The organism is Xanthomonas prunicola (assembly GCF_025266575.1).
Taxonomy (GTDB): Bacteria; Pseudomonadota; Gammaproteobacteria; order Xanthomonadales; family Xanthomonadaceae; genus Xanthomonas; species Xanthomonas prunicola.
The window spans coordinates 1,197,315-1,217,815 of sequence record NZ_CP096142.1 but is presented as its reverse complement, the minus strand read 5'-3'; the positions used below and the strand labels follow the sequence as shown (position 1 = coordinate 1,217,815).

The window sequence follows — 20,501 nt, the reverse complement described above, 5'->3', positions numbered from 1 at the left end:
CGATGGCCCGGTTGCCATCACACACACCAGAACGACTTTGCGCCGGCTTTACGTCCTGCGCAGCTGCCGTGCATAGCGACTTTATGCCGCTCCTGCTTATCGTGCCGTCTCCCGCACGAACGGTGCGCCATGAGTGCTGCCTGCCTGGACTGATCCCGATCCCAACCACGCTGTAGACCGTGGCGCGCTCACGCGCTGTGCTTGACGCTGCAACGCCAGGCAAGTGTCTGGCAGTGCAAGCCTGCGCACTTCTCTGCAGTGGGCGGATGCATCGCATAGCGACTGCACTGACGCCGCCCTGAAAAACCGCAATTGCGGCACGGCCGACCAAGCGTAGCGCCGCCATACAGCGCCTAGTAATGCCTCACACATCCCACTCTTCAACGCTGCACGGTCCTGCGATCTGTGCCGCGCTTTGCCCTGGAATCACCGCAATGCCAACCATCACCTCGCGCTCGTCTTTCCGCAAGACACCCGCATCGCTGCTCGCCGTCATCGTCACTGCAGCGCTGAGCAGCCTCGCAGTTCAGGCGCACGCGCAAGACGCCACCGAAGCGGCGCTCTGCACCGATCGGCCGACCAAGGCCAATGCCACCTGCACCGTGCCGGCTGGCGATTGGCAGCTGGAAACCGACATCGGCAATTACACCCGCGACAGCCAGCCCGGCACACGCACGGAAACCTCATACTTCACCAATCCCACACTCAAGTACGGCGTCAGCGATCGTATCGATCTGCAACTCAATTGGGCGCCACAGTTACAGGTCAAGACCACCGACCGCGCCACCGGCGAGCGCAGCAGCCTGAGCGGCGGCGGCGATCTCTATCTGCGCATGAAGGCGCGCGTCTACGAGAGCGACACCGCCAGCGTGGCGCTGCTGCCGTTCGTCAAGGCACCCACCGCACGTACCGGTCTGGGCAACGACACCTGGGAAGGCGGCCTCGCGCTACCGGTCAACTTCGTGCTGCCCAGCAGCTTCTCGCTGACCTTCGGGCCGGAACTGGATTGGTTGGCCGACAGCGATGGCAGCGGCAAGCATGTCGCCATCGTCAACGTGATCAATCTGGCGCGCCCGCTCACGCCGAAGTTGTCGATGGCCGTTGAACTGTGGTCCTCGATCAACCGCGACCCTGCGCAGACCGTCGAGCAGTACTCGGCCGACATCGCGGCGTCGTATCTGCTCAACCCGCTGTTGCAGCTGGATGTGGGTGCCAACTTCGGCCTCAACGACCGCACGCCCGACACGCAGGTCTACGTAGGTCTGTCGCACCGCTTCTAAAGCGCTCAGCTGCCCGTGCCGCGTGCAGGCGGCATGGGCGAGGCGCATCAGTGCGCGGCGCACCACGTCGCGCCGCATGACCTCCTGCCTTTGCGCGTGTGCTGCAGCAACGCCTACCATCGACGTTTTGCCGTTGCCGGAGATCTCGATGAAGCTGCGTCACGCCGTATTGCCCTTGTGTTTGCTGGCTGCCCTGCCAAGCCTCGCCGCCGCGCGCGGTTTCGATGTGCGCGACATGGTGGCGCTGGACAGGGTGTCCTCGCCCACGCTCAGCCCGGATGGCAGCGTGGTGCTGTTCGCCAAGCGCCAGGCCAAGACCGCCAATGGCAAGCCGGCCACCAGCCTGTGGGTGCGTAATCTGCGCACTCGCGATCTGTCGCCACCCAAGCGGCTGACCCCGGAAGGCTGGAACGTCAACAGCCCGGCGCTGTCGCCGGATGGCAAAACGGTCTACTTCCTCAGCAGCAAAACCGGCAGCCAACAGCTTTACGCGCAGCCGATGGCCGGCGGCACCCCGCAGCAACTCACCGCGTTTGCGGTGGATGTGGATAGCTACAAGCTGTCGCCCGATGGCAAGCGCGTCGCTTTCAGCGCAGGCGTGTTCCAGGACTGCGGTTCGGACCTGGGCTGCACCAAGAAGACGCTAGGCGAGCTCAAGAACAGCAAGGCTAGCGGCGTGGTGTACGACCAGTTGTTCGTGCGCCACTGGGATACCTGGAACGATGGCCGCCGCAATACCTTGTTCGTGGCCGAGTTGCCCGCAGCCGGTGCAAAAGCAGTGGTCGGGGCGTCGGCGATCAGCGCCACCCTGGCCGGCGATGCGCCGTCCAAGCCGTTCGGCGGCAACGACGATTACACCTGGTCGCCCGATGGCAGCAGCGTGGTCGCCAGCGTGCGCATTCCGCAGTCGCATGGCCCGGAAGCGGGCAAGAACGCCAAGACCGGCGGCAGGCCCACCGGCAACGACGAGCCGTGGCAGACCAACTTCGACCTGTACCGCCTGGATGCCACCGGCAAGTCCGCGCCGGTCAATCTGACGGCGTCTAACCCCGCCTGGGATGCCGGCCCGGTGTTCAGCACCGACGGCAAGACCCTGTACTACCGCGCGATGAAGCGCCCTGGCTTCGAGGCCGACCGCTTCGGTCTGATGGCGATGGATGTGGCCAGCGGCAAGACGCGCGAGATTACGCCGAAGTGGGACCGCTCGGCTGGCGAAATCGTGCTGAGCGACGACGGTAGCAGCCTCTACACCAGCGCCGACGATCTCGGTGAGCATCCGCTGTTCAAGATCGATATCGCCAGCGGCGAGGCGACCAAGCTGGTGGGCGAGGGCAGCGTGCATGCACCGACGCTGGCCGGCAACACGCTGGCGTTTACCCGCAGCTCGCTCAAGAGTGGCGACCAGGTCTTCGTCAGCGACACGCAAGGCCAGGGTCTGCGCGCGATCAGCCAGAGCGCCGGCGAACTGCTGCCGGATGTGCAGTTCGGCGACTACGAACAGTTCCAGTTCAAGGGGTGGAACAACGACACCGTGCATGGCTACGTGGTCAAGCCCTACAACTACCAGGAAGGCAAGACCTATCCGGTGGCGTTCCTGATCCACGGCGGCCCGCAGGGCAGCTTCGGCAATGGCTGGAGTAACCGTTGGAATCCGCAGACCTACGCTGGCCAGGGCTACGCGGTGGTCATGATCGACTTCCACGGCTCCACCGGTTACGGCCAGGAGTTCACCGACGCCATCAGCCAGCACTGGGGCGACCGCCCGCTGGAAGATCTGCAAAAAGGCTGGGCCGCCGCGCAAAAGCAGTATGGCTTCCTCAACGGCGACAAGGCCTGCGCATTGGGCGCCAGCTATGGCGGCTACATGGTCTACTGGATGGCCGGCAACTGGAACCAGCCGTGGAAGTGCCTGGTCGACCACGACGGCGTGTTCGACAACCGCACCATGGGCTACGCCACCGAGGAATTGTGGTTCAGCGAATGGGAAAACGGCGGCACGCCGTGGCAGAACCCGGCCGGCTACGAGAAGTTCAACCCGGTGCTGCACGTGGACAACTGGAAGGTGCCGATGCTGGTGATCCACGGCCAGCAGGATTTCCGCATCCCGGTCGAACAAGGCCTGGCCGCGTTCACCGCGCTGCAGCGCAAGGGCATCGATTCCAAGTTCCTGTACTTCCCGGACGAAAACCACTGGGTGCTGAAGCCGGATAACAGCATCCTGTGGCACGACACCGTCAACAGCTGGCTGAAGCAGCACATCGGCCAGTAACGTGCGACCGACACGCCGCCTGGTGCGGCGTGTCGGGTTGTTGAGCGGGTGCCATGGGCTCGGTGATCGGCAAGCGCAAGTCGCGATGGTCGCCATCAAATTACCCGTCGCTGGGATGACGTATGCCGGCGGCGGCGATCCCGGCGCGGCGCGTTGCAGACGGTTACTTCGATCATCCAATACATGCGGATGAGTACGCTTGCGCTGGAGGCATTGCGGCGCTGCCATCCGGATGACGGGCCAATGCATCCCGACTACGTTTTGCCGCAGCGCATCACAGGCGTGTCAAAATAGCGCATCTTCTTCTTCCCAGTTCCCAGTTCCCTGCCAGGATCGCAAGGACCGTTTGCATGCGCACGTCGTTCCGCCCCGCATTGTGGGCAATCGCTCTGATCTGTAGTCCTGCCTTGGGCGCCGCATCGCGGCCTGCCGTTGCGCCTGCGCGCGCACCGGTGGCACTGCCTGTGTCCGAGCCAGACAGCGATGCGAGCGTGCCATTGCCGGCCACGCTGAAGTCCGGCATGGGGTATCGCGCGTTTGTGCAGGCGGTGATGGAGCAGGGCTGGCAGCTGGTGGATCCACTTGCGGCCGATAGCTGCATGGCCGCTGGCGATTGCGAAGTCCAGTTCATTGCGCCCGGTGGCAGTGCGCGCTTGCGCGTGCAGGTGGGCTCGCAGGCCGGTGCGGCGGTGGTGCAGAGCTGGCGTGCGCGACAGGTGCCGCTGGATCGCATCGGCAACCCGACCGCTGCGGCAGTGGATGCCAAGGCGGCACCGGCTGCAGTCGACGCGGGCAACAACACGCGCTGAGTCACCCAGGCGCAGGCCGGTCGCGCGTGCGGCGTATCATGGCGCGGCGGGCGGCGGGCGGCGGGTTGTTTCGATCGCGCGCCGCGGTTGATGCGCCTTTCCCGATCCCGAGCCCATTGCACTGCATGAATCCTCTCGCATGAAGAGCATCGATCCTGCCGATCTGGAAGCGTTGTTCGATGCCGTGCCGGACGTGTTGTTCTTCGTCAAGGATCGCGAGGGCCGCTACACCCACGTCAACCAGACCATGCTGCGGCGACTGGGGCTGAAATCGCGCAAGGACCTGATCGGCAAGCGTGTTGCCGAGGTCTATCCCAGTGGCCTGGGGGCCAATTACGCCAATCAGGACGAGCAGGTGCTGGCAGGTGAGGTGATCGACAACCTGCTGGAGCTGCATCTGTTCGCCAACCGCGAGCCGGGTTGGTGTCTCACCTGTAAGCGGCCGTTGCTGGTCGATGGCAAGGTACAAGGCATCATCGGCATCTCGCGCGATCTGGGCCCGCAGGACGGGCACGAATCGCAGTATGAAAAGCTGCGGCTTGCGCTGGCGTATCTCAATGCCAATTACGCGCAGAACGTCCGCATGCAGGCGCTGGTAGAGATCACCGGGTTTTCGATGTCCAAGCTGCAACGCTCGTTCCGCAAGGTATTCCAGCTCACGCCGCAGCAAGTGCTGGCCAAGCTGCGCCTGCAGATGGCGATGCATCTGCTGCATGGAACCAAGAGCCTGACCGAAATCGGCCACGCCTGCGGCTTCAGCGATCAAAGTGCCTTCGCGCGGCAATTCAAGCAAGCGGTGGGCATGACGCCACGCGAATATCGTGCGTTGGCGAGTGCGCAGCAGTGTTCAACCGAAGCAGTGTAGAGGGTGGGGCATCTCAACGTGCATGCGCAATACGTGAGTTGGGCCTAAAAATCTCTTGAACTGCCTGATTAGGTGTTTTCCAAACAAGGGCATGCCGTGGATGGGCGGCCACCGAGCCTGCAACATTATTGTGCTCTCTTGATTCCTGAGCGTTGTGCCGATCATCAAAGGGCGTCGGACGCGGTAACGGGCCTTGATAGGCGCCTAGTTATTGGGAGATGCCTTGATAGCCTTGTCTCGTCCTTGAATAGCTGCGTGGGCAGTCGGGTCGTCTTCGTATCAGTCACCAAGCATTCGCGCAGCATGCAAACAGCGCAGCATTCGGTGGTTTACTAAGAGCGGCTAACAAAACCTAGCGAGCAGTCGTCAGGTAGGTGCGGACGGCGCGCAGGAACCGGAGTGTACGACTGGTACATGAATTCCGAGCACCGGCCGCGCCCGCCTGGCGGCTGCACCGTTGTTTTGTTAGCTGCTCTAAGGCAGCGATGGCATGCACACCGACACCTGAGTCGGTCGAGTTGCTTGTGTTGAAACGGCAATACGGATTTCGCTGCACACGTCGTCTGTAATCGCATGATGAAGAATACCGGGTGGATCCAGCAGCGAGCGACGCAGGCACTGCAATTTGCAACACGATAAGGCAGGCGGATCGTGCGCCATGGCACAGGTAACGCGGTTCCTGCGCAACGCATTGGCAACAAGCATCGCTGCTGGCTCGCAAGGGCTGGTGTACGACACCACCACGTTCCACGCATATTCCGGGACTGGGGGACATCAGGACGCCGTGTGCAAGCAAATTGAATGGCAATATCGGAGGATGCACCGTGCCTAAAATTGAATCGACCAAGCAGGCCCCACCGGATCCCGCGCAATTGATTCAAACTGCACCGACACCATCGGGCTCGGGATCAGCCGCAAGCACTTCTGCCGACAGCGCGACGCCCTCCGCGCAACTCGGCGGGCTTTCCATCAGGCCGCGGCGGCTGGGCCGAGCCTCCAGAACCAATCTCCCAGCGGCATCGTCTACCAACGCACAGGACGTCATGGCAGCGCTCTTTGCCGCGCAGTCAGTTGCGCAAGGGCCAAATCTTTTCGAAGTATTGAGCAAGGCCTCATCCAGGCTGAAACGCTTCAACGACTTGGCACAAAACGTAGTGCCGACAGAACCATCGGATATCAGAGCCCTGGAAGCAAGACTCCGGTCCGGAACGTCTGCGATCGAATCCGCTCGACAGGCCTTGCAGGCGCTGGCCGAGTTAAATATCCAAAAACGCATGCCGGTCGACAATATCGAAGAACACGAGAATTTCCTGGTGCGGCATTTCGCAGTAGCCGCATCGCTTCACTACGGCGCATGCCAGAAGATGATCGATCAGAAAATGAGCACCGAATTGGGCCATGTGCCGACCCAAAGGGTCGAGATGGTGGTGTTGTCCGCTGACGCCATCCGTCTGCAGCAACCGGAACCATGGCTTGCGCTACGCGCTCATCTTCTGAATGCCTTTGCAGCGATGGAGGAAGTTTGCCAGCGCATCAGGTCGCCGATGACGGGTCAGGGGCCGCGTGAGTCGCTCCAGGCCAATCTCCCGGTCGTCAGGGCGATGATGGGATCGTGCCATGAACGGATGCAGACCGTCCGCGGAATGCTCGTCGAAATACATTCAAGGAGACTTGCCGATGAGGCCAGCGATTGCGGCCTGCTCCAGGTGATTGACGGACTGAGGGAGCTCGAAGAAATCGACAGCCTTGACCATGCCGAGGTAGGCGAAGCGCTCAAGCATGTGATCCAGGTCCATATCGAACGTCTGTCCTCAACCGAGCATTCGCTGACGCCGGAGATGCTGGCCATGCACAAGAATGTGCTTGTCGAATACGCCGCGATGCGCGGCCGAGCGGGGATGCAGCTGTGTGTAGATGCCGCCGCGCTCATCGAACAAGGTGAGCATGCCAGAGATCACCTATGGCCAACGATGCTCGATCTTGCACAGGCGCTTACCGACCAACGTCAGGCAATTCTTGACATGTGTGAGTTCGCCGTCCAGGACAGACAGCTGATTGGTGCAGCAGCGGCTTCGCCCGAACAAGCACCGGCGTCGGTAACACCAAGCGTGCCGACAGCGACAGCAGGCAAATCGAGCAGGTCACGCAAGGCGCGCACGCGCACGCCTGATGCTTCCAGCTCAACGGCAGCGCCCGCGCAGCGGGTCATGGATGCGCGCAGCGCAGCGCAAAAACAGGCCGACGAGATACTGAGAGGCACTCCCCTGGAGTCGTTGCCAGTGGCAGAACTCGGGGGAGATTTCATCGCGCTCGCCAAGCGCCTTGGCAAGGACACCACCGACGTAGAGCGACTGATCGGCGACTCCAGGCATGACGCGGCGACGGCCTTCGATTTTGCCAGGACGTCCATGCAGGGCTGGTTCGGATCGAGTGAGCGTCTGCTGCAGCTCAAAAGCAAGCTCCGTGCAGGAGACGAGCGCATCGCACAACTCGACACGCGGCTGCATCTTCTCCACAGGATCGAGCATGATTTCGAACGGCGCGAAGCCGATGCGCTCAAGACCGATCCGCAACCGCGTGCGCCGCATCTGGAGCGCCTGTTGGCGATGAATGGACTGGCACGCATCACGGCGCCGAATCGCCTTCCCTCGGAGGGCGACCGTGGCACCCGTGGCAGGCTATTCGAAGTGCGTATCGACCACACGCCGCAGTCAAATGGAGATATTCCCGCGCCCTGGTTTGTCCACGTACATACCGAAAAACTGGTAACGCCCGCTGGGCTGCGCGCGCTCCACTATAAGGACTTGACCGCCGTCCACCTGAAGACGGCGAGGGAGGTCAACCTGGGCCCACGCTGGGAAGAGATGATGCGCGCCCTCGGAAATACCGAGGCCAAGGTGCACCGGGCAACAATCGGCTCGAAGCTGCTGGGCCAGCTTTGGGCGGCTGGCGCTGGTGGGCAGCGATAGCCACAACGGTCAACGTCCCGTCGCATACCCAAACCACCAGGTCGCGCATCTGCCGAGAGCAGGCACATCTGGGCGTCATGTGTGGCAATTGAAATGGCAATATCGGAGGATGCATCGTGCCGAGAGTTCGAGCGACCAATCAAACCCCAGCGACCAATCAAACCCCAGTGGATCCCGCGTCATTCACTCAGCCAGCGGCAGCACCACAGGATGCGGGGGCAAACGCGAGCGTGCCTACCGACATAGGGCCTCCCTCCGCGCAACTCAGCGGGCTTGCCATCAGAGCGCCGAGGGCCGCCAGAGCTTCCAGAGCCAGTGCGCCCGCATCATCATCCGCTAACGTCAGGGATGTCAGGGCGCTGCTCTTTACCCCGGCATCTGTCTCGGGAGGACCAGATCCGTTCGAGGTATTGAACAGGGCCTCGTCCAGGTTGCAGCTGTTCAATCACCTGGCCACAAACGTAGCGTCGAGGGATTCAGTGGACGCAAAATCCCTTGAAGCAAGACTCAGGTCCGGCGCTTCTGCAATCGAATCCGCTCGACAAGGCTTGCAGGCGCTGAGCGAGCTCAAGATTCAGCGCCGCATGTCACCCCCCGACATCGAAGCCCATGAGAATCAATTGGTTTCGTCTCTCGCACAAGCCGCAGCAATGAACTATGTGTCATGCGAAAGAATGATCGATCAGAAATTGACCCAGGAATTGGATTCTGTGCTTACGGAAAGAAGCGATTTTGCGGGGTTTGATAGCCAAGCCGTCCGACTGCAGCAGCCGGAATCATGGCATGCGTTACGCGCTCATCTTCTTGATGCCATTGCAGCGTTGGAAGAGGTTTTGCGACGTATCAAGTCGCCGATGACGAATCGGGCACCGTGCGACTCGATGAAAGCCCAGCTGCCGATCATCAGGATGACGATGGAATCTTGTCACACGCGGATGCAAACCGTTCGTGGAGTGCTGTACGAAATATATTCAATAAGACTCTCCGATCAAGCAAGTGGTTGCAGCCTGCCACAGGTGCTAGATCGACTGCGCGCGCTTGAAGAAGTAGACAGGTGCATGGAAGCCAAGGTCGGACAAGCGTTCACGGCGCTGACCAAGATGCATATTGAACGCTATCTCTCAACCGAGCATTCGCTGACGCCGGAGATGCTGGCCATGCACGAGAATGTGCTTGTCGAATACGCCGAGATGCGTGGCCGAGCGGCAACGCAGCTGTGTATGGATGCTGCCGTGCTCATCGAGGAAGGAGGGGATGCCAGAGATCACCTATGGCTACCGATGCTCGATCTTGCACAGGCACTTGCCGACCAACGCCAGGCGATTGTTGATATGTGCCAGTTCGCCGTCCAGGACAGACAGCTGATTGGCGCAGCAGCGGCTTCGCCCGAACAGGCACCGGCGTCGGTAACACCAAGCGTGTCGACAACGACAGCACGCAAATCGAGCAGGTCACGCAAGGCGCGCACGCGCACGCCTGATGCTTCCAGCTCAACGGCAGCGCCCGCGCAGCGGGTCATGGATGCGCGCAGCGCAGCGCAAAAACAGGCCGACGAGATACTGAGAGGCACTCCCCTGGAGTCGTTGCCAGTGGCAGAACTCGGGGGAGATTTCATCGCGCTCGCCAAGCGCCTTGGCAAGGACACCACCGACGTAGAGCGACTGATCGGCGACTCCAGGCATGACGCGGCGACGGCCTTCGATTTTGCCAGGACGTCCATGCAGGGCTGGTTCGGATCGAGTGAGCGTCTGCTGCAGCTCAAAAGCAAGCTCCGTGCAGGAGACGAGCGCATCGCACAACTCGACACGCAACTGCATCTTCTCCACAGGATCGAGCATGATTTCGAACGGCGCGAAGCCGATGCGCTCAAGACCGATCCGCAACCGCGTGCGCCGCATCTGGAGCGCCTGTTGGCGATGAATGGACTGGCACGCATCACGGCGCCGAATCGCCTTCCCTCGGAGGGCGACCGTGGCACCCGTGGCAGGCTATTCGAAGTGCGTATCGACCACACGCCGCAGTCAAATGGAGACATTCCCGCGCCCTGGTTTGTCCACGTACATACCGAAAAACTGGTAACGCCCGCTGGGCTGCGCGCGCTCCACTATAAGGACTTGACCGCCGTCCACCTGAAGACGGCGAGGGAGGTCAACCTGGGCCCACGCTGGGAAGAGATGATGCGCGCCCTCGGAAATACCGAGGCCAAGGTGCACCGGGCAACAATCGGCTCGAAGCTGCTGGGCCAGCTTTGGGCGGCTGGCGCTGGTGGGCAACAATAACCACGACGCTCAGTCTGTCCTCACCAAGGAAACAGATCTCCCGAACAAACGCCCTCAGCGCTACACCGATCACTCAACGTGAGCGGTCAGGTTGCAGCAGGCCTGACAAGGACATGAAAACGTAAGCATCTGATAGAGGCAATTTGGCAGGATTGGAGCTTGGGGTCTCTTTGCCTGACAACGCTTGCAGGACGAGCGAGTGTCAAAATCCGTCGCCAGTGCACCGGGAAGCGTCGGCGCGAGCCGAGGCACGGCTCATCTAAGACCGTCGCCGTCGGCAGGACTGGTATCGCGCACTTGCAGTCCGTGGCACGTACTGGTCGCAGCCGTCATTTCCGGGCTTTTTGAGCCACGTTGCTGAGGAAGGAGGAGTGACGTTGCAATACCTGGTTCACCAGCGCGGCATCCAATCCGCGCCAGACATGCCTTTCAATTGATCGCCCAACGAGCGCAAAGAGGACGTGGCGGAGTCTATATCGAGCGCGGTGTACCACTGCTTGACCATTTCCACTTCAGGCGTGACTTGCCAGGCAAGCGCCTCGCGTATGGCGTCGATGACCATGGCATGTACGCCATCCAGGCCTTTCGCGTAACGACTGCTCATCACGCTTGCATCAAGCAGCATGTGCAGCGCCCGTGCAGGAGTCCGAATGACGTCTCCCCAACCATACCGAAGCGGATCCCGTGAATTTGCCGGAGTATCCTTCTCCCGATCGTAGCGAAAGCCGGTCACATCAATGCTGATGACCTTGTGAGGTGCATCTTCTCCGGCAATCACCAGCATATCGTCAGCGCTTCGATCAGAAGCTTCGCCCAGGGTAAGTCTGGCCAGCAACTAGGCGAACAGCCCGTCCAGACCGTTGTGACGCAGTGTATCGATCAATGCCTGTTCGCGCGTTATCGAAGCTCTGGCGAAAGCGAACAGTTGACGCCTGCCGTGGGAATGGGGGCGCCGTAACCGCCGCTACCCCGCAAACGCGCGGTAGCGGCGAAAACCGAGGGGCTTATCGCCGCCAACGCGGCTGATGTGGCGTCCCTCGGTTTTGAGCCGGGTTATCGGATCTTCCCTGGTGCGGTTACGCCAGCATGCGCACTTTCGGCTCACGTGCCCACTGGCGCGTCTTTGCGGCGGTAATGAATGCCTTGGTATCGGCTGCGGGAACGACGCCCGCATCCTTGCCGACATTGCCGGCTTTCAACAGCAATTGCGCGCCATCGTCGAATGCGATGGCCTTCAGATGCGCCCACGCAAAGCTCACAAAATCCAGCGCCGCCGATTCGCGCGTCAACAGCTTGGCCGCCTCCGACGACAGCAGCACCGCCACGGCATCGAACACCACCGAAGGCGTGCCGGCCAGCTGCCCATCGGCGGCCAGTTGCTTGCCATCGCTGAGCTTGGCGCCGCCGAGCTTGGGGGCGACGATCTTGACCGTTGCGCCTGCAGCTTCCGCCGCCTTGCGCACAGCCTTGATGGCTGCTGCATCCGAGCCGTCGTGAATCAGGATGCCAACCGTGCGCCCCTTCAAGGTGTCTTTCATCTTGCCGATGATCTGCAAGGCGGGCGACAACGGCATGTCGATCGGCGCTACTGCAGCCGGTGGTGCTGGCGGCAGGGCGGTCATGCCCATGCCATCGGCCACACGCTGCGCGAGATCATGGTCGATATGGCGTAAATGGCCCACGATGGCTTCGCGCACGTGTTGGGCTTCCACCTTCGACAGTTCGAATACCAAGGCCGATGCCATATGCGCCTGTTCCGGTGCGGTCTGGCTGCGGAAGAACAGTCTCGCCTGGCTGTAATGATCGGCGAAGCTCTCTGCGCGCACGCGGCCTTTTACGCCGTCTTCGGCCGGGGTTGCATGGCTGGGAAATCCACGTAGCGCCTCACGCGGCGCATCTGCCTGCAGCGAACTGGGCTCATAGGCAACACGGCCCTTCGGTACGCCCATCTGCATGTGACCATCGCGCTGATTGTTGGCGAATGGGCACTTGGGCGCGTTGATCGGAATCTGATGGAAGTTCGGTCCGCCCAGGCGGCTCAGCTGCGTATCCAGATAGGAGAACAGGCGGCCTTGTAGCAGCGGATCGTTGCTGAAGTCGATACCGGGCACGATGTTGGCCGGGCAGTAGGCAACCTGTTCGGTTTCAGCGAAGAAGTTGTCCGGCCAGCGGTCGAGCACCATGCGGCCGACGATCTGCAACGGCACCAACTCTTCGGGAATGACCTTGGTCGAATCGAGATGATCGAACGGGAATGCATCCGCTTCGGCCTCGGTGAACAACTGCACGCCAAGTTCCCATTCCGGGAAGTCGCCGTTCTGGATCGCTTCGAACAGATCGCGGCGATGGAAGTCCTGGTCGGCACCGGCGATCTTGACTGCTTCATCCCAGATGGTCGATTGCAGGCCCAGCTTGGGACGCCAATGGAACTTGACGAAGGTGCTCTCGCCTTTGTGATTGAGGAAACGGAAGCTGTGGATGCCGAAACCTTCGATCATGCGCAACGAGCGCGGGATCGTGCGGTCGCTCATCGCCCACATGATCATGTGCATCGACTCGGGGGTGAGCGAAATGAAATCCCAGAACGTGTCATGCGCGCTGGCGGCCTGCGGGAAGCCGCGATCCGGTTCCATTTTCACAGCGTGGATCAGGTCCGGGAACTTGATCGCATCCTGAATGAAGAACACCGGGATGTTGTTGCCCACCAGATCCCAATTGCCTTCCTTGGTGTAGAACTTGACCGCAAATCCACGCACATCGCGCGGTGTATCCACCGACCCGGCACCGCCTGCGACGGTGGAAAAGCGCGTGAATAGCGGTGTTTTTTCGCCGACTTCGGTAAAGATCTTGGCGGTGGTGTACTGACTTAGCGATTTGGTGAGCTCGAAGTAGCCATGCGCGGCGCTGCCGCGTGCATGCACGATGCGCTCGGGGATGCGCTCGTGATCGAAGTGGGTGATCTTCTCGCGCAGGATGAAATCTTCCAGCAACGTCGGACCGCGTGGCGTTGCGCGCAGCGAGTTCTGGTTGTCACCAACCGGAATGCCCTGGTTGGTGGTCAGCTGCGGATGCGTACCACCGACCTTCTGGTGCAACTCATCGCCAGTACCGCGCGATACATCGGAGGTGACGCTTGCAGGTGCGGTGGCAGGAACCTGCGCGGATTTATTGGGGGACTTGGCCATGGGGACTCCACTCTGGCGGGCTTGGGATGCGGGCTAGCAGCAAAGCCTGGGAGTGGTGCTGTTAATTGCATGTGTCTGCATGCGAACGAATACTCACATGCGCCGCGAACAGTGCGCCGTGTCGCAGTGTGTTGCATGGCGCGCGCAGCATCGCGCAAATACGCATGCGGCGAACGCGACCATTGCGTGTCAGAGCAAATCGAGCGGCTGTTTTCGCGTCGGCGGCGCGAATGCGCGATCAAGTTCTGCAACATCATCTGCATGTAATTGCAGCGTGCAGGCGGCGGCATTGGCTCGCACGTGTGCCGGTGTACCGGATTCGGGGATGGCGATCACGTTGCCACTGCGGATCGCCCAGGCAAGCGCGACTGCAGTTGCTGCCACGCCACGACGCGCGCCGATGGCATGCAGCACTGGATGATCGAGCAACGCACGGCTACCAAGCGGCGAGTAGGCCATCACAGCGACATCGTGCGCGGCGCACCACGGCAATAGATCGAACTCGATGCCGCGGCTACCAGCGTGGTACAGCACCTGGTTGACCAGGCAATGCGAACCGCCATCGATTGCCCACAACTCTTCCATGTCATCCACATCGAAGTTCGACACCCCCCAATCGCGAATCTTGCCGGCATCGCGTAATGCTTCGAACGCGTCCACCACCTCGGCCAGGTCGCTGCCGCCTCGCCAGTGCAGCAAGTACAGATCTAGCGTACGAACGCCAAGCCGTTGCAGGCTGGCTTCGCAGGCACGCGCAATCCCGCGCGCGCTGGCATTGCTGGGCAACACCTTGGACACCACATAGGGCAGCTGTGCGCTGCTCATGGCTTGGCTGATCAACTGTTCCGAGCGGCCGTTGCCATACATCTCGGCGGTGTCGATCAACTGCATGCCCAATTGCTGCCCGAGTTGCAGCGCTTCGATTTCCTGCTGCGGCGCATGCCGGCCCTGGCCCAGATTCCAGGAGCCCAGGCCGAATGCGGGCACGCGACGGCCGTTACGCAGTCGCACCTTTGCGCAGGGGGATGCAGTGGATTCGGACATGATTGGCTCCTGTCGCGTTGGTAGAGTGGCGGCCGGGCTAAGCCGATGCAGCCGCGTTACTGCGACGATGGCTGCACCGATGTTGCCGCAGTGTCTGCATGCGTCTCCCAGAACGCGCAACGATGGCGCTGCACGAAGTCGGGCGTTGCGCCGATCCTGTGCGGCGACAGCGTGAGCGGTGTATCGCCATCAAAGCGCGGCCACTGCGGCCGCCCGCCACCGTTGGGATCGCTAGTGCGTGCGAACGCACCCCAGTAATCCTGCAGCGTATCGGCAAGCGCCTGTTGCGCCGGTGTGAACCGCGCTTGGCCACTGAGCACCCACGGGCGCTGGAACAGATACACCAATTCGGAAGCATGAAAAGCGCCCAATGCAGGCGAAAACGGCAGGCGCAACAAACCATACGGCGCTTGCGGGTCGTCGAATTCATAGGCGTACACCGGCGCATGCGTGCGCAGTGCCTGCCCAAGCCGACGCGTGGGACAGGCGAAGCCGCCATCGGTGACGATGTCGGCGAACGCCTCCCAGCGCGATTGCGCGGCGACATCTGCGTACTGCGCCAGGATCGGCGCAGGGGATGCATGCATGCGCTGCACGCGCGCTTCATAGCCGCTGTGCAGGTTGAGCTTGCCGATATAGGACAGCAGTTGCGCAAACAGACGCCCTTCGTCGCGATTGTTGCCGATCAGCACGGGCACCTGTGCATGTTGACCGTTGGCAATTGCGGCGGCCGGCGGCAGCGGCAGTACCTCACCACCGGACATCGGTGCCCACGCATCGCTGCCGGTGAGCCCGCGTCGTTGTGGTGTTGCATCGGCCAGCGTGTCGGCCGGCAATGCGCGAAGGCATGCGGCGACATCGCTGGTCTGCGCGCAGCCCAGACGCTGCGCCATGCGCGCGCCGCCGCTTTCTGCTTCGCGCTGCGGAATGCTGGAATCGCTCGCCAGGCAACTCCCGCTTTGCAGGATGGCGCGTTGAAACAACCTGGCCGCGCCAGGCGAGGCGAGTTGATAACAGATGCTCCATGCACCGGCCGATTCGCCGAACACCGTGACGTTATGCGCGTCCCCGCCGAACGCGGCGATATTGCGCTGTACCCAGCGCAACGCCGCCTGCTGATCGAGTAATGCGTACGCACCCTCGCCCTCGCCACGCAGGCTGGGATGCGCGTAGAAACCGAACACGCCCAGCCGATAATTGGGTGCCACCACAACGACATCCTGGCGCGCGGCCAACGCGCTCAGGTCGTAGTCGACATTGCTGCCCAGCTCCAGCGCGCCGCCATAGATCCACACCATCACCGCGCGTGGATGCGCGGGTGCGGGGCCGGGCGGTGCGTAGACATTGAGCGTGAGGCAATCTTCGGAGACATGTTTCTGCCCGAAGCGATACCGCGGCAGACAGGCCGGCCCGGCTTGGGTGGCATCGCGGACCTGCGTCCATGGGGGCGGCGGCTGCGGCGCGCGGAAGCGCAATGCGCCCACCGGTGGCGCTGCAAACGGCACGCCTAAAAATGCCCGACCTTGCGCACTGGCAACACCACGCACCGGGCCAGCCGCGGTCTGCACCACCTCCGCGCGTGCATCGGGTGCGTGAACGAGCGCCGGCACCTCGCCGGGACGCCGTGGTGCGCAGCCAATCAGCAGGCAGGCGGCCATCAGCACGGTGCCGAAGTATTTCAGTTCATGCATGCGCCAGGGTCCGCTGTGGAGTGAGAGCGTTCGCCATCATCCTGATGGCACGTGTAGGCCAGGCAAACGTGCGCTAGGTGTACGCGCGCCGAGCAGCAGTTGGCGCGCGTGGTCGGCGCCATTTGCCGAACGAACGTGCGATCGCATGTTGCAGGTATGTGTCCGATCTCGCTCAAGGCGGATGTTTCGCTAATGACATCTGTCGCGACCGCTGCGATGGAAGGTGTTTCGACTAGCGAGCTGGTGGCTTGCAGGGAAGCCGCAGTGCCACGGCCACCCGATGGCGTGTGTATCGGGCATTGGCAGCCCTGCGTAGTGCAAAAAAAACCCAGCCCTGTTACCGGCCGGGTTTTGGCTGACGGTCGCTGGTGCGTCGATCAGGCTTCGGCGTCTTCCTTGTACGCATCCACCGGGATGCACGCGCACATGACGTTCTTGTCGCCATAGACGTTGTCCACGCGTGCCACCGGCGGCCAGTACTTCTGCTGCCTGAGGCTGGGCAGCGGAAAGGCGGCCAGTTCGCGCGGGTAAGCATGCGTCCACTCGCTGGCCGACACCTGCGTTGCGGTATGCGGTGCGTGCTTGAGCGGATTGTCCTCACGGTCCAGGCGGCCGTCTTCGATGGCGCGGATCTCTTCGCGGATCTGGATCATGGCGTCGATGAAGCGATCCAGTTCATGCTGCGATTCGCTTTCGGTCGGTTCGACCATCAGCGTGCCGGCCACCGGGAAGCTCAACGTCGGTGCATGGAAGCCGAAGTCGATGAGCCGCTTGGCGATGTCCTCGGCGCCGATGCCGCTGGTCTTCTCCAGCGGGCGTACGTCAAGAATGCACTCATGCGCCACCAACCCATTGCGACCGGTGTAGAGCGTCTTGTAGTGCGGCGCAAGGCGCTTGGCGATGTAGTTGGCGTTGAGCAATGCCACCTGCGTGGCCTTGCGCAGACCAGCGCTGCCCATCATGGTCACGTACATCCAGCTGATCGGCAGAATCGAGGCAGAACCGTAGGCCGCCGCGCTGACCATGCCGCCGATGCGCGAGGAGTGTCCACTCCCGCTTTCGGAGTTGAATCCGCCGCCATGGATGGCGGCAGTTTGACCTTCGCCGGCATGGATGCCGGCACGAGGCAAATACGGCGCCAGATGCGATTTCACCGCGCACGGGCCCACGCCCGGGCCGCCGCCGCCGTGCGGAATGCAGAAGGTCTTGTGCAGATTGAGGTGCGACACGTCCGAGCCCCACTTGCCGGGCTTGGCCACGCCAACCAGCGCGTTCATGTTGGCGCCGTCGGTATAGACCTGACCGCCATGCGCATGCACCGCTTCGCAGATGGCCACCACATCTTCTTCGAACACGCCGTGCGTGGACGGGTAGGTGATCATCAACGCGGCGAGACGGTCGGAATATTTCTCCGCCTTGGCGCGGATGTCCTCGACATCGACGTTGCCGTTGGCATCGCACTTGGTGACCACCACGGTCATGCCGCACATCTGCGCCGAGGCTGGGTTGGTGCCGTGCGCGGATTCGGGAATCAGGCAGATATCGCGATGCGCTTCACCGCGCGAACGGTGATACGCGCGGATCGCCAGCAGGCCGGCATATTCGCCCTGCGCACCGGAATTGGGCTGCAGGCTCACCGCGTCGTAGCCGGTGCACTCGACCAGCATCGCTTCCAGCTCATCGATCAGCTGCGCGTAGCCAGCCGACTGTTCGGCCGGTGCCAGCGGATGGATGGCGCCGAACTCGGGCCAGGTCACCGGAATCATTTCAGCGGTGGCGTTGAGCTTCATGGTGCAGCTGCCCAGCGGGATCATGGTGCGATCCATCGCCAGATCCCTGTCGGCCAGCGAGCGCATGTAGCGCAGCAATTCGTGTTCGCTGTGGTGGGTGTTGAACACCGGGTGCGTCATGAACGCACTGGTGCGCAGCAGACTTTGCGGCAGGGCATCGGCGGTGGCGGCGTCGAGTGCGTCCACATCCGCCGTGGCGCCGAACAGCTGCGCCAGCGCAACCACATCGGCGCGCGTGGTGGTTTCGTCCAGGCTGATGCCGACCGCTTCGCTATCGATGGCACGCAGGTTGATACCGGCCGCATGCGCCTTGGCGTGGATGGTATTGGCATCGATTGCCTTGACGTGCAGCGTGTCGAAGAAATGCTCGCCCACGGTGACGCCAGCGCTGCGCAGTGCAGCAGCCAAGATGGCAGCCAGGCGGTGCGTGCGGCGCGCAATGCGGGTCAGCCCGTCGGGGCCGTGATACACCGCATACATCGAAGCCATCACTGCCAGCAGCACCTGCGCGGTGCAGATGTTGGAGGTGGCCTTCTCGCGGCGGATATGTTGTTCGCGCGTCTGCAGGGTGAGGCGGTACGCCGGGTTGCCGGCGGCATCGATCGACACACCGATCAAACGGCCCGGCATCGAACGCTTGTAGGCATCGCGACATGCCATGAAGGCCGCATGCGGGCCGCCGAAGCCAAACGGCACGCCGAAGCGCTGCGAATTGCCGACCACGATGTCCGCGCCCCATTCGCCGGGCGCGGCAATCAATGTCAGTGCGAGCAGATCGGTGGCCACCGCCACCAGGCCGCCCTGCGCATGCACGGCATCGGCCAGCGCGGCGTGGTCGCCGATGTGTCCGAAGCTGTCCGGGTATTGCAGCAGCACGCCGAAGCATTCGGCCTGCTGCGCTTCTTCCGGGGGGCCTAAGCGCAGCACGATGCCCAGCGGCTCGGCGCGGGTACGCAGCAGTTCCAGCGTTTGCGGATGCACCGCGTCGTGCACGAAGAAGGTGTCCGACTTCGACTTGGCCGAGCGCTTGGCCAGGGTCATCGCTTCGGCCGCGGCAGTGGCTTCGTCCAGCAGCGAGGCGTTGGCGATCTGCATGCCGGTGAGGTCGGCGCACAGGGTCTGGAAGTTGATCAGCGCTTCCATGCGGCCCTGCGAGATCTCGGCCTGGTACGGCGTATACGCGGTGTACCAGGCCGGGTTTTCCAGGATGTTGCGCAGGATCACCTTCGGCGTGTGGGTGCCGTAATAGCCCTGGCCGATAAAGGTGCGCTGTACCTGATTCTTGCTGGCAATGGAGCGGATCTTGGCCAGCGCTTCTTCTTCGGTGATCGCCTCGGGCAGCGCGAGCGCGGCCGGCGATTTGATGTTGCCCGGCACGATGGCGTCGGTGAGCGCATCCAGGGAGGCGTGGCCCACCACCTCCAGCATCTGCGCGATTTCCGCGTCGTTGGGGCCGATGTGGCGCTCGACGAACGCGCTGTGGTGTTCGAGGTCGCGCAGGGAAGACGGGGTCTGGGACATGGCGGGCATCCGGGGCAGGGGCAGACGAATGGTCGACCCGCACCGCAACCGGTATGACGCGCATGCGCGCACCACGACCTGCCGCAGCGACGGTCTTCCTCGCGCCCCTCTGTCCTTTTGCCTGAGAGTTTAAAAACGCGGCATGGCACCTGGCCTGCCTGCATTCCGTGCCCCTTCGGCGCCGGCCGCGGCCGGTCTCTCCAGAGTTGTGTTGAAGATGGTATCGGGCCTGAGCGATTACGGGCTGTTGCGCCTTCGGCAGCGGCAGTGCCGCTTCTCCCACCGTGTTGCCCGGCTAGTATAGCCAGCGCCCGGCCGCTTGGCGAAACGCTTCGCGGGGCCATGAGCCGCCAGAGACCGGGCGAGTCGCCTGGTCCGGCCTCCAGGGTTTCAGCGGTCGCTGTTCCCCCGTTACCGGGTGGTCCGGCAACGGCAGCGGCCGCTCGCTCCTGCTAGCGCAGGCGGATCAATGGTGCCCGTGTTTGGGCGGCGGCGGATCGTGCTTGGTATTGGCGCCCGGCGGGGGATAGTCCCCACCGCCGACATGCTTCCACAGGCGCTGGTCCAGGGGCTCCAGCTGGCCCTTGGCCCCGGCGGGCCGCTGCAACGATTGCGCGCCATTGGTTGGCGATTTTTTCGACAGGTTCATATAGAAGTCCTCACGGGTTTTCCCTTCGTACGCAGTGCCACGCCGCCCGAAGGGACGACTGCGTGACCGCCTCGGCCATCTGCCCGGTGGCCGATGAGACGACACTGGTCGCTGGAGCGTAGAGCCGGTGGCAGGACCATGCGATCCAGC

Annotated in this window: 11 protein-coding genes, 1 other RNA gene, 1 pseudogene and 1 riboswitch; of the genes and pseudogenes, 6 read left to right on the top strand and 7 right to left on the bottom strand. The window is 62.6% G+C overall.

The window, feature by feature from the left end; genetic code table 11:
* Positions 1-434 precede the first annotated feature (434 nt).
* The 4 genes from M0D43_RS05145 (at position 435) to M0D43_RS05130 (ending at position 5,223) form a co-directional block, all read left to right on the top strand.
* The gene (locus tag M0D43_RS05145; protein WP_252163799.1) at positions 435-1,280 is read left to right on the top strand and encodes a transporter; all 846 of its coding nucleotides are present in this window, start codon (positions 435-437) and stop codon (positions 1,278-1,280) included.
* Between the two features lie 148 nt (positions 1,281-1,428).
* Complete coding sequence (locus M0D43_RS05140; protein ID WP_260808006.1) at positions 1,429-3,549, top strand: S9 family peptidase; 2,121 nt, start codon at positions 1,429-1,431, stop codon at positions 3,547-3,549.
* A gap of 350 nt (positions 3,550-3,899) precedes the next feature.
* A complete protein-coding gene (locus M0D43_RS05135; protein ID WP_260808005.1) occupies positions 3,900-4,358 on the top strand; it encodes a hypothetical protein in 459 nt (152 codons plus the stop codon).
* 139 nt (positions 4,359-4,497) lie between these two features.
* Positions 4,498-5,223, top strand: coding sequence for an AraC family transcriptional regulator (locus tag M0D43_RS05130; RefSeq protein WP_260808004.1), 726 nt, complete (start codon positions 4,498-4,500; stop codon positions 5,221-5,223).
* 340 nt (positions 5,224-5,563) lie between these two features.
* On the opposite strand, the gene M0D43_RS05125 is transcribed toward M0D43_RS05130, so the two are convergent.
* A non-coding RNA gene (locus tag M0D43_RS05125) (sX9 sRNA) lies at positions 5,564-5,639 on the bottom strand.
* 408 nt (positions 5,640-6,047) lie between these two features.
* Between M0D43_RS05125 and xopP (M0D43_RS05120) the strand changes: the two genes are divergently transcribed.
* Both xopP (M0D43_RS05120) and xopP (M0D43_RS05115) read left to right on the top strand, forming a co-directional pair.
* Entirely contained in the window at positions 6,048-8,192 is a 2,145-nt protein-coding gene (xopP, locus tag M0D43_RS05120; RefSeq protein WP_260808240.1) for a type III secretion system effector XopP, read from the top strand.
* Positions 8,193-8,308: 116 nt separating this feature from the next.
* Positions 8,309-10,471, top strand: coding sequence for a type III secretion system effector XopP (gene xopP, locus M0D43_RS05115; RefSeq protein ID WP_286365595.1), 2,163 nt, complete (start codon positions 8,309-8,311; stop codon positions 10,469-10,471).
* A gap of 329 nt (positions 10,472-10,800) precedes the next feature.
* On the opposite strand, the pseudogene M0D43_RS05110 reads toward xopP (M0D43_RS05115), so the two are convergent.
* The 6 genes and pseudogenes from M0D43_RS05110 to raxX form a co-directional block, all read right to left on the bottom strand.
* Positions 10,801-11,363, bottom strand: a pseudogene (locus tag M0D43_RS05110) (type III secretion system effector protein); the annotation flags it as partial.
* Between the two features lie 184 nt (positions 11,364-11,547).
* On the bottom strand, positions 11,548-13,656 hold the full coding sequence (locus tag M0D43_RS05105) for a catalase (protein ID WP_252163794.1): 2,109 nt from the start codon (positions 13,654-13,656) through the stop codon (positions 11,548-11,550).
* Positions 13,657-13,845: 189 nt separating this feature from the next.
* The gene (locus tag M0D43_RS05100; protein WP_252163793.1) at positions 13,846-14,700 is read right to left on the bottom strand and encodes an aldo/keto reductase; all 855 of its coding nucleotides are present in this window, start codon (positions 14,698-14,700) and stop codon (positions 13,846-13,848) included.
* 56 nt (positions 14,701-14,756) lie between these two features.
* The gene (locus M0D43_RS05095) at positions 14,757-16,391 is read right to left on the bottom strand and encodes a carboxylesterase/lipase family protein (RefSeq protein ID WP_260808003.1); all 1,635 of its coding nucleotides are present in this window, start codon (positions 16,389-16,391) and stop codon (positions 14,757-14,759) included.
* Between the two features lie 377 nt (positions 16,392-16,768).
* A complete protein-coding gene (gene gcvP, locus M0D43_RS05090; protein ID WP_260808002.1) occupies positions 16,769-19,702 on the bottom strand; it encodes an aminomethyl-transferring glycine dehydrogenase in 2,934 nt (977 codons plus the stop codon).
* Positions 19,703-19,801: 99 nt separating this feature from the next.
* Positions 19,802-19,916, bottom strand: a riboswitch (glycine riboswitch).
* Between the two features lie 252 nt (positions 19,917-20,168).
* On the bottom strand, positions 20,169-20,351 hold the full coding sequence (raxX, locus tag M0D43_RS05085; protein WP_252163791.1) for a RaxX family RiPP: 183 nt from the start codon (positions 20,349-20,351) through the stop codon (positions 20,169-20,171).
* Between the last annotated feature and the right edge of the window lie 150 nt (positions 20,352-20,501).

Bases quoted from the DNA above. Each gene is read 5' to 3' on its own strand.
- M0D43_RS05130 (WP_260808004.1), top strand. From the start codon at position 4,498: ATGAAGAGCATCGATCCTGCCGATCTGGAAGCGTTGTTCGATGCCGTG.
- M0D43_RS05135 (WP_260808005.1), top strand. From the start codon at position 3,900: ATGCGCACGTCGTTCCGCCCCGCATTGTGGGCAATCGCTCTGATCTGT.
- M0D43_RS05100 (WP_252163793.1), bottom strand. From the start codon at position 14,700: ATGTCCGAATCCACTGCATCCCCCTGCGCAAAGGTGCGACTGCGTAAC.
- raxX (WP_252163791.1), bottom strand. From the start codon at position 20,351: ATGAACCTGTCGAAAAAATCGCCAACCAATGGCGCGCAATCGTTGCAG.
- M0D43_RS05095 (WP_260808003.1), bottom strand. From the start codon at position 16,391: ATGCATGAACTGAAATACTTCGGCACCGTGCTGATGGCCGCCTGCCTG.
- M0D43_RS05140 (WP_260808006.1), top strand. From the start codon at position 1,429: ATGAAGCTGCGTCACGCCGTATTGCCCTTGTGTTTGCTGGCTGCCCTG.
- M0D43_RS05105 (WP_252163794.1), bottom strand. From the start codon at position 13,656: ATGGCCAAGTCCCCCAATAAATCCGCGCAGGTTCCTGCCACCGCACCT.
- gcvP (WP_260808002.1), bottom strand. From the start codon at position 19,702: ATGTCCCAGACCCCGTCTTCCCTGCGCGACCTCGAACACCACAGCGCG.
- M0D43_RS05145 (WP_252163799.1), top strand. From the start codon at position 435: ATGCCAACCATCACCTCGCGCTCGTCTTTCCGCAAGACACCCGCATCG.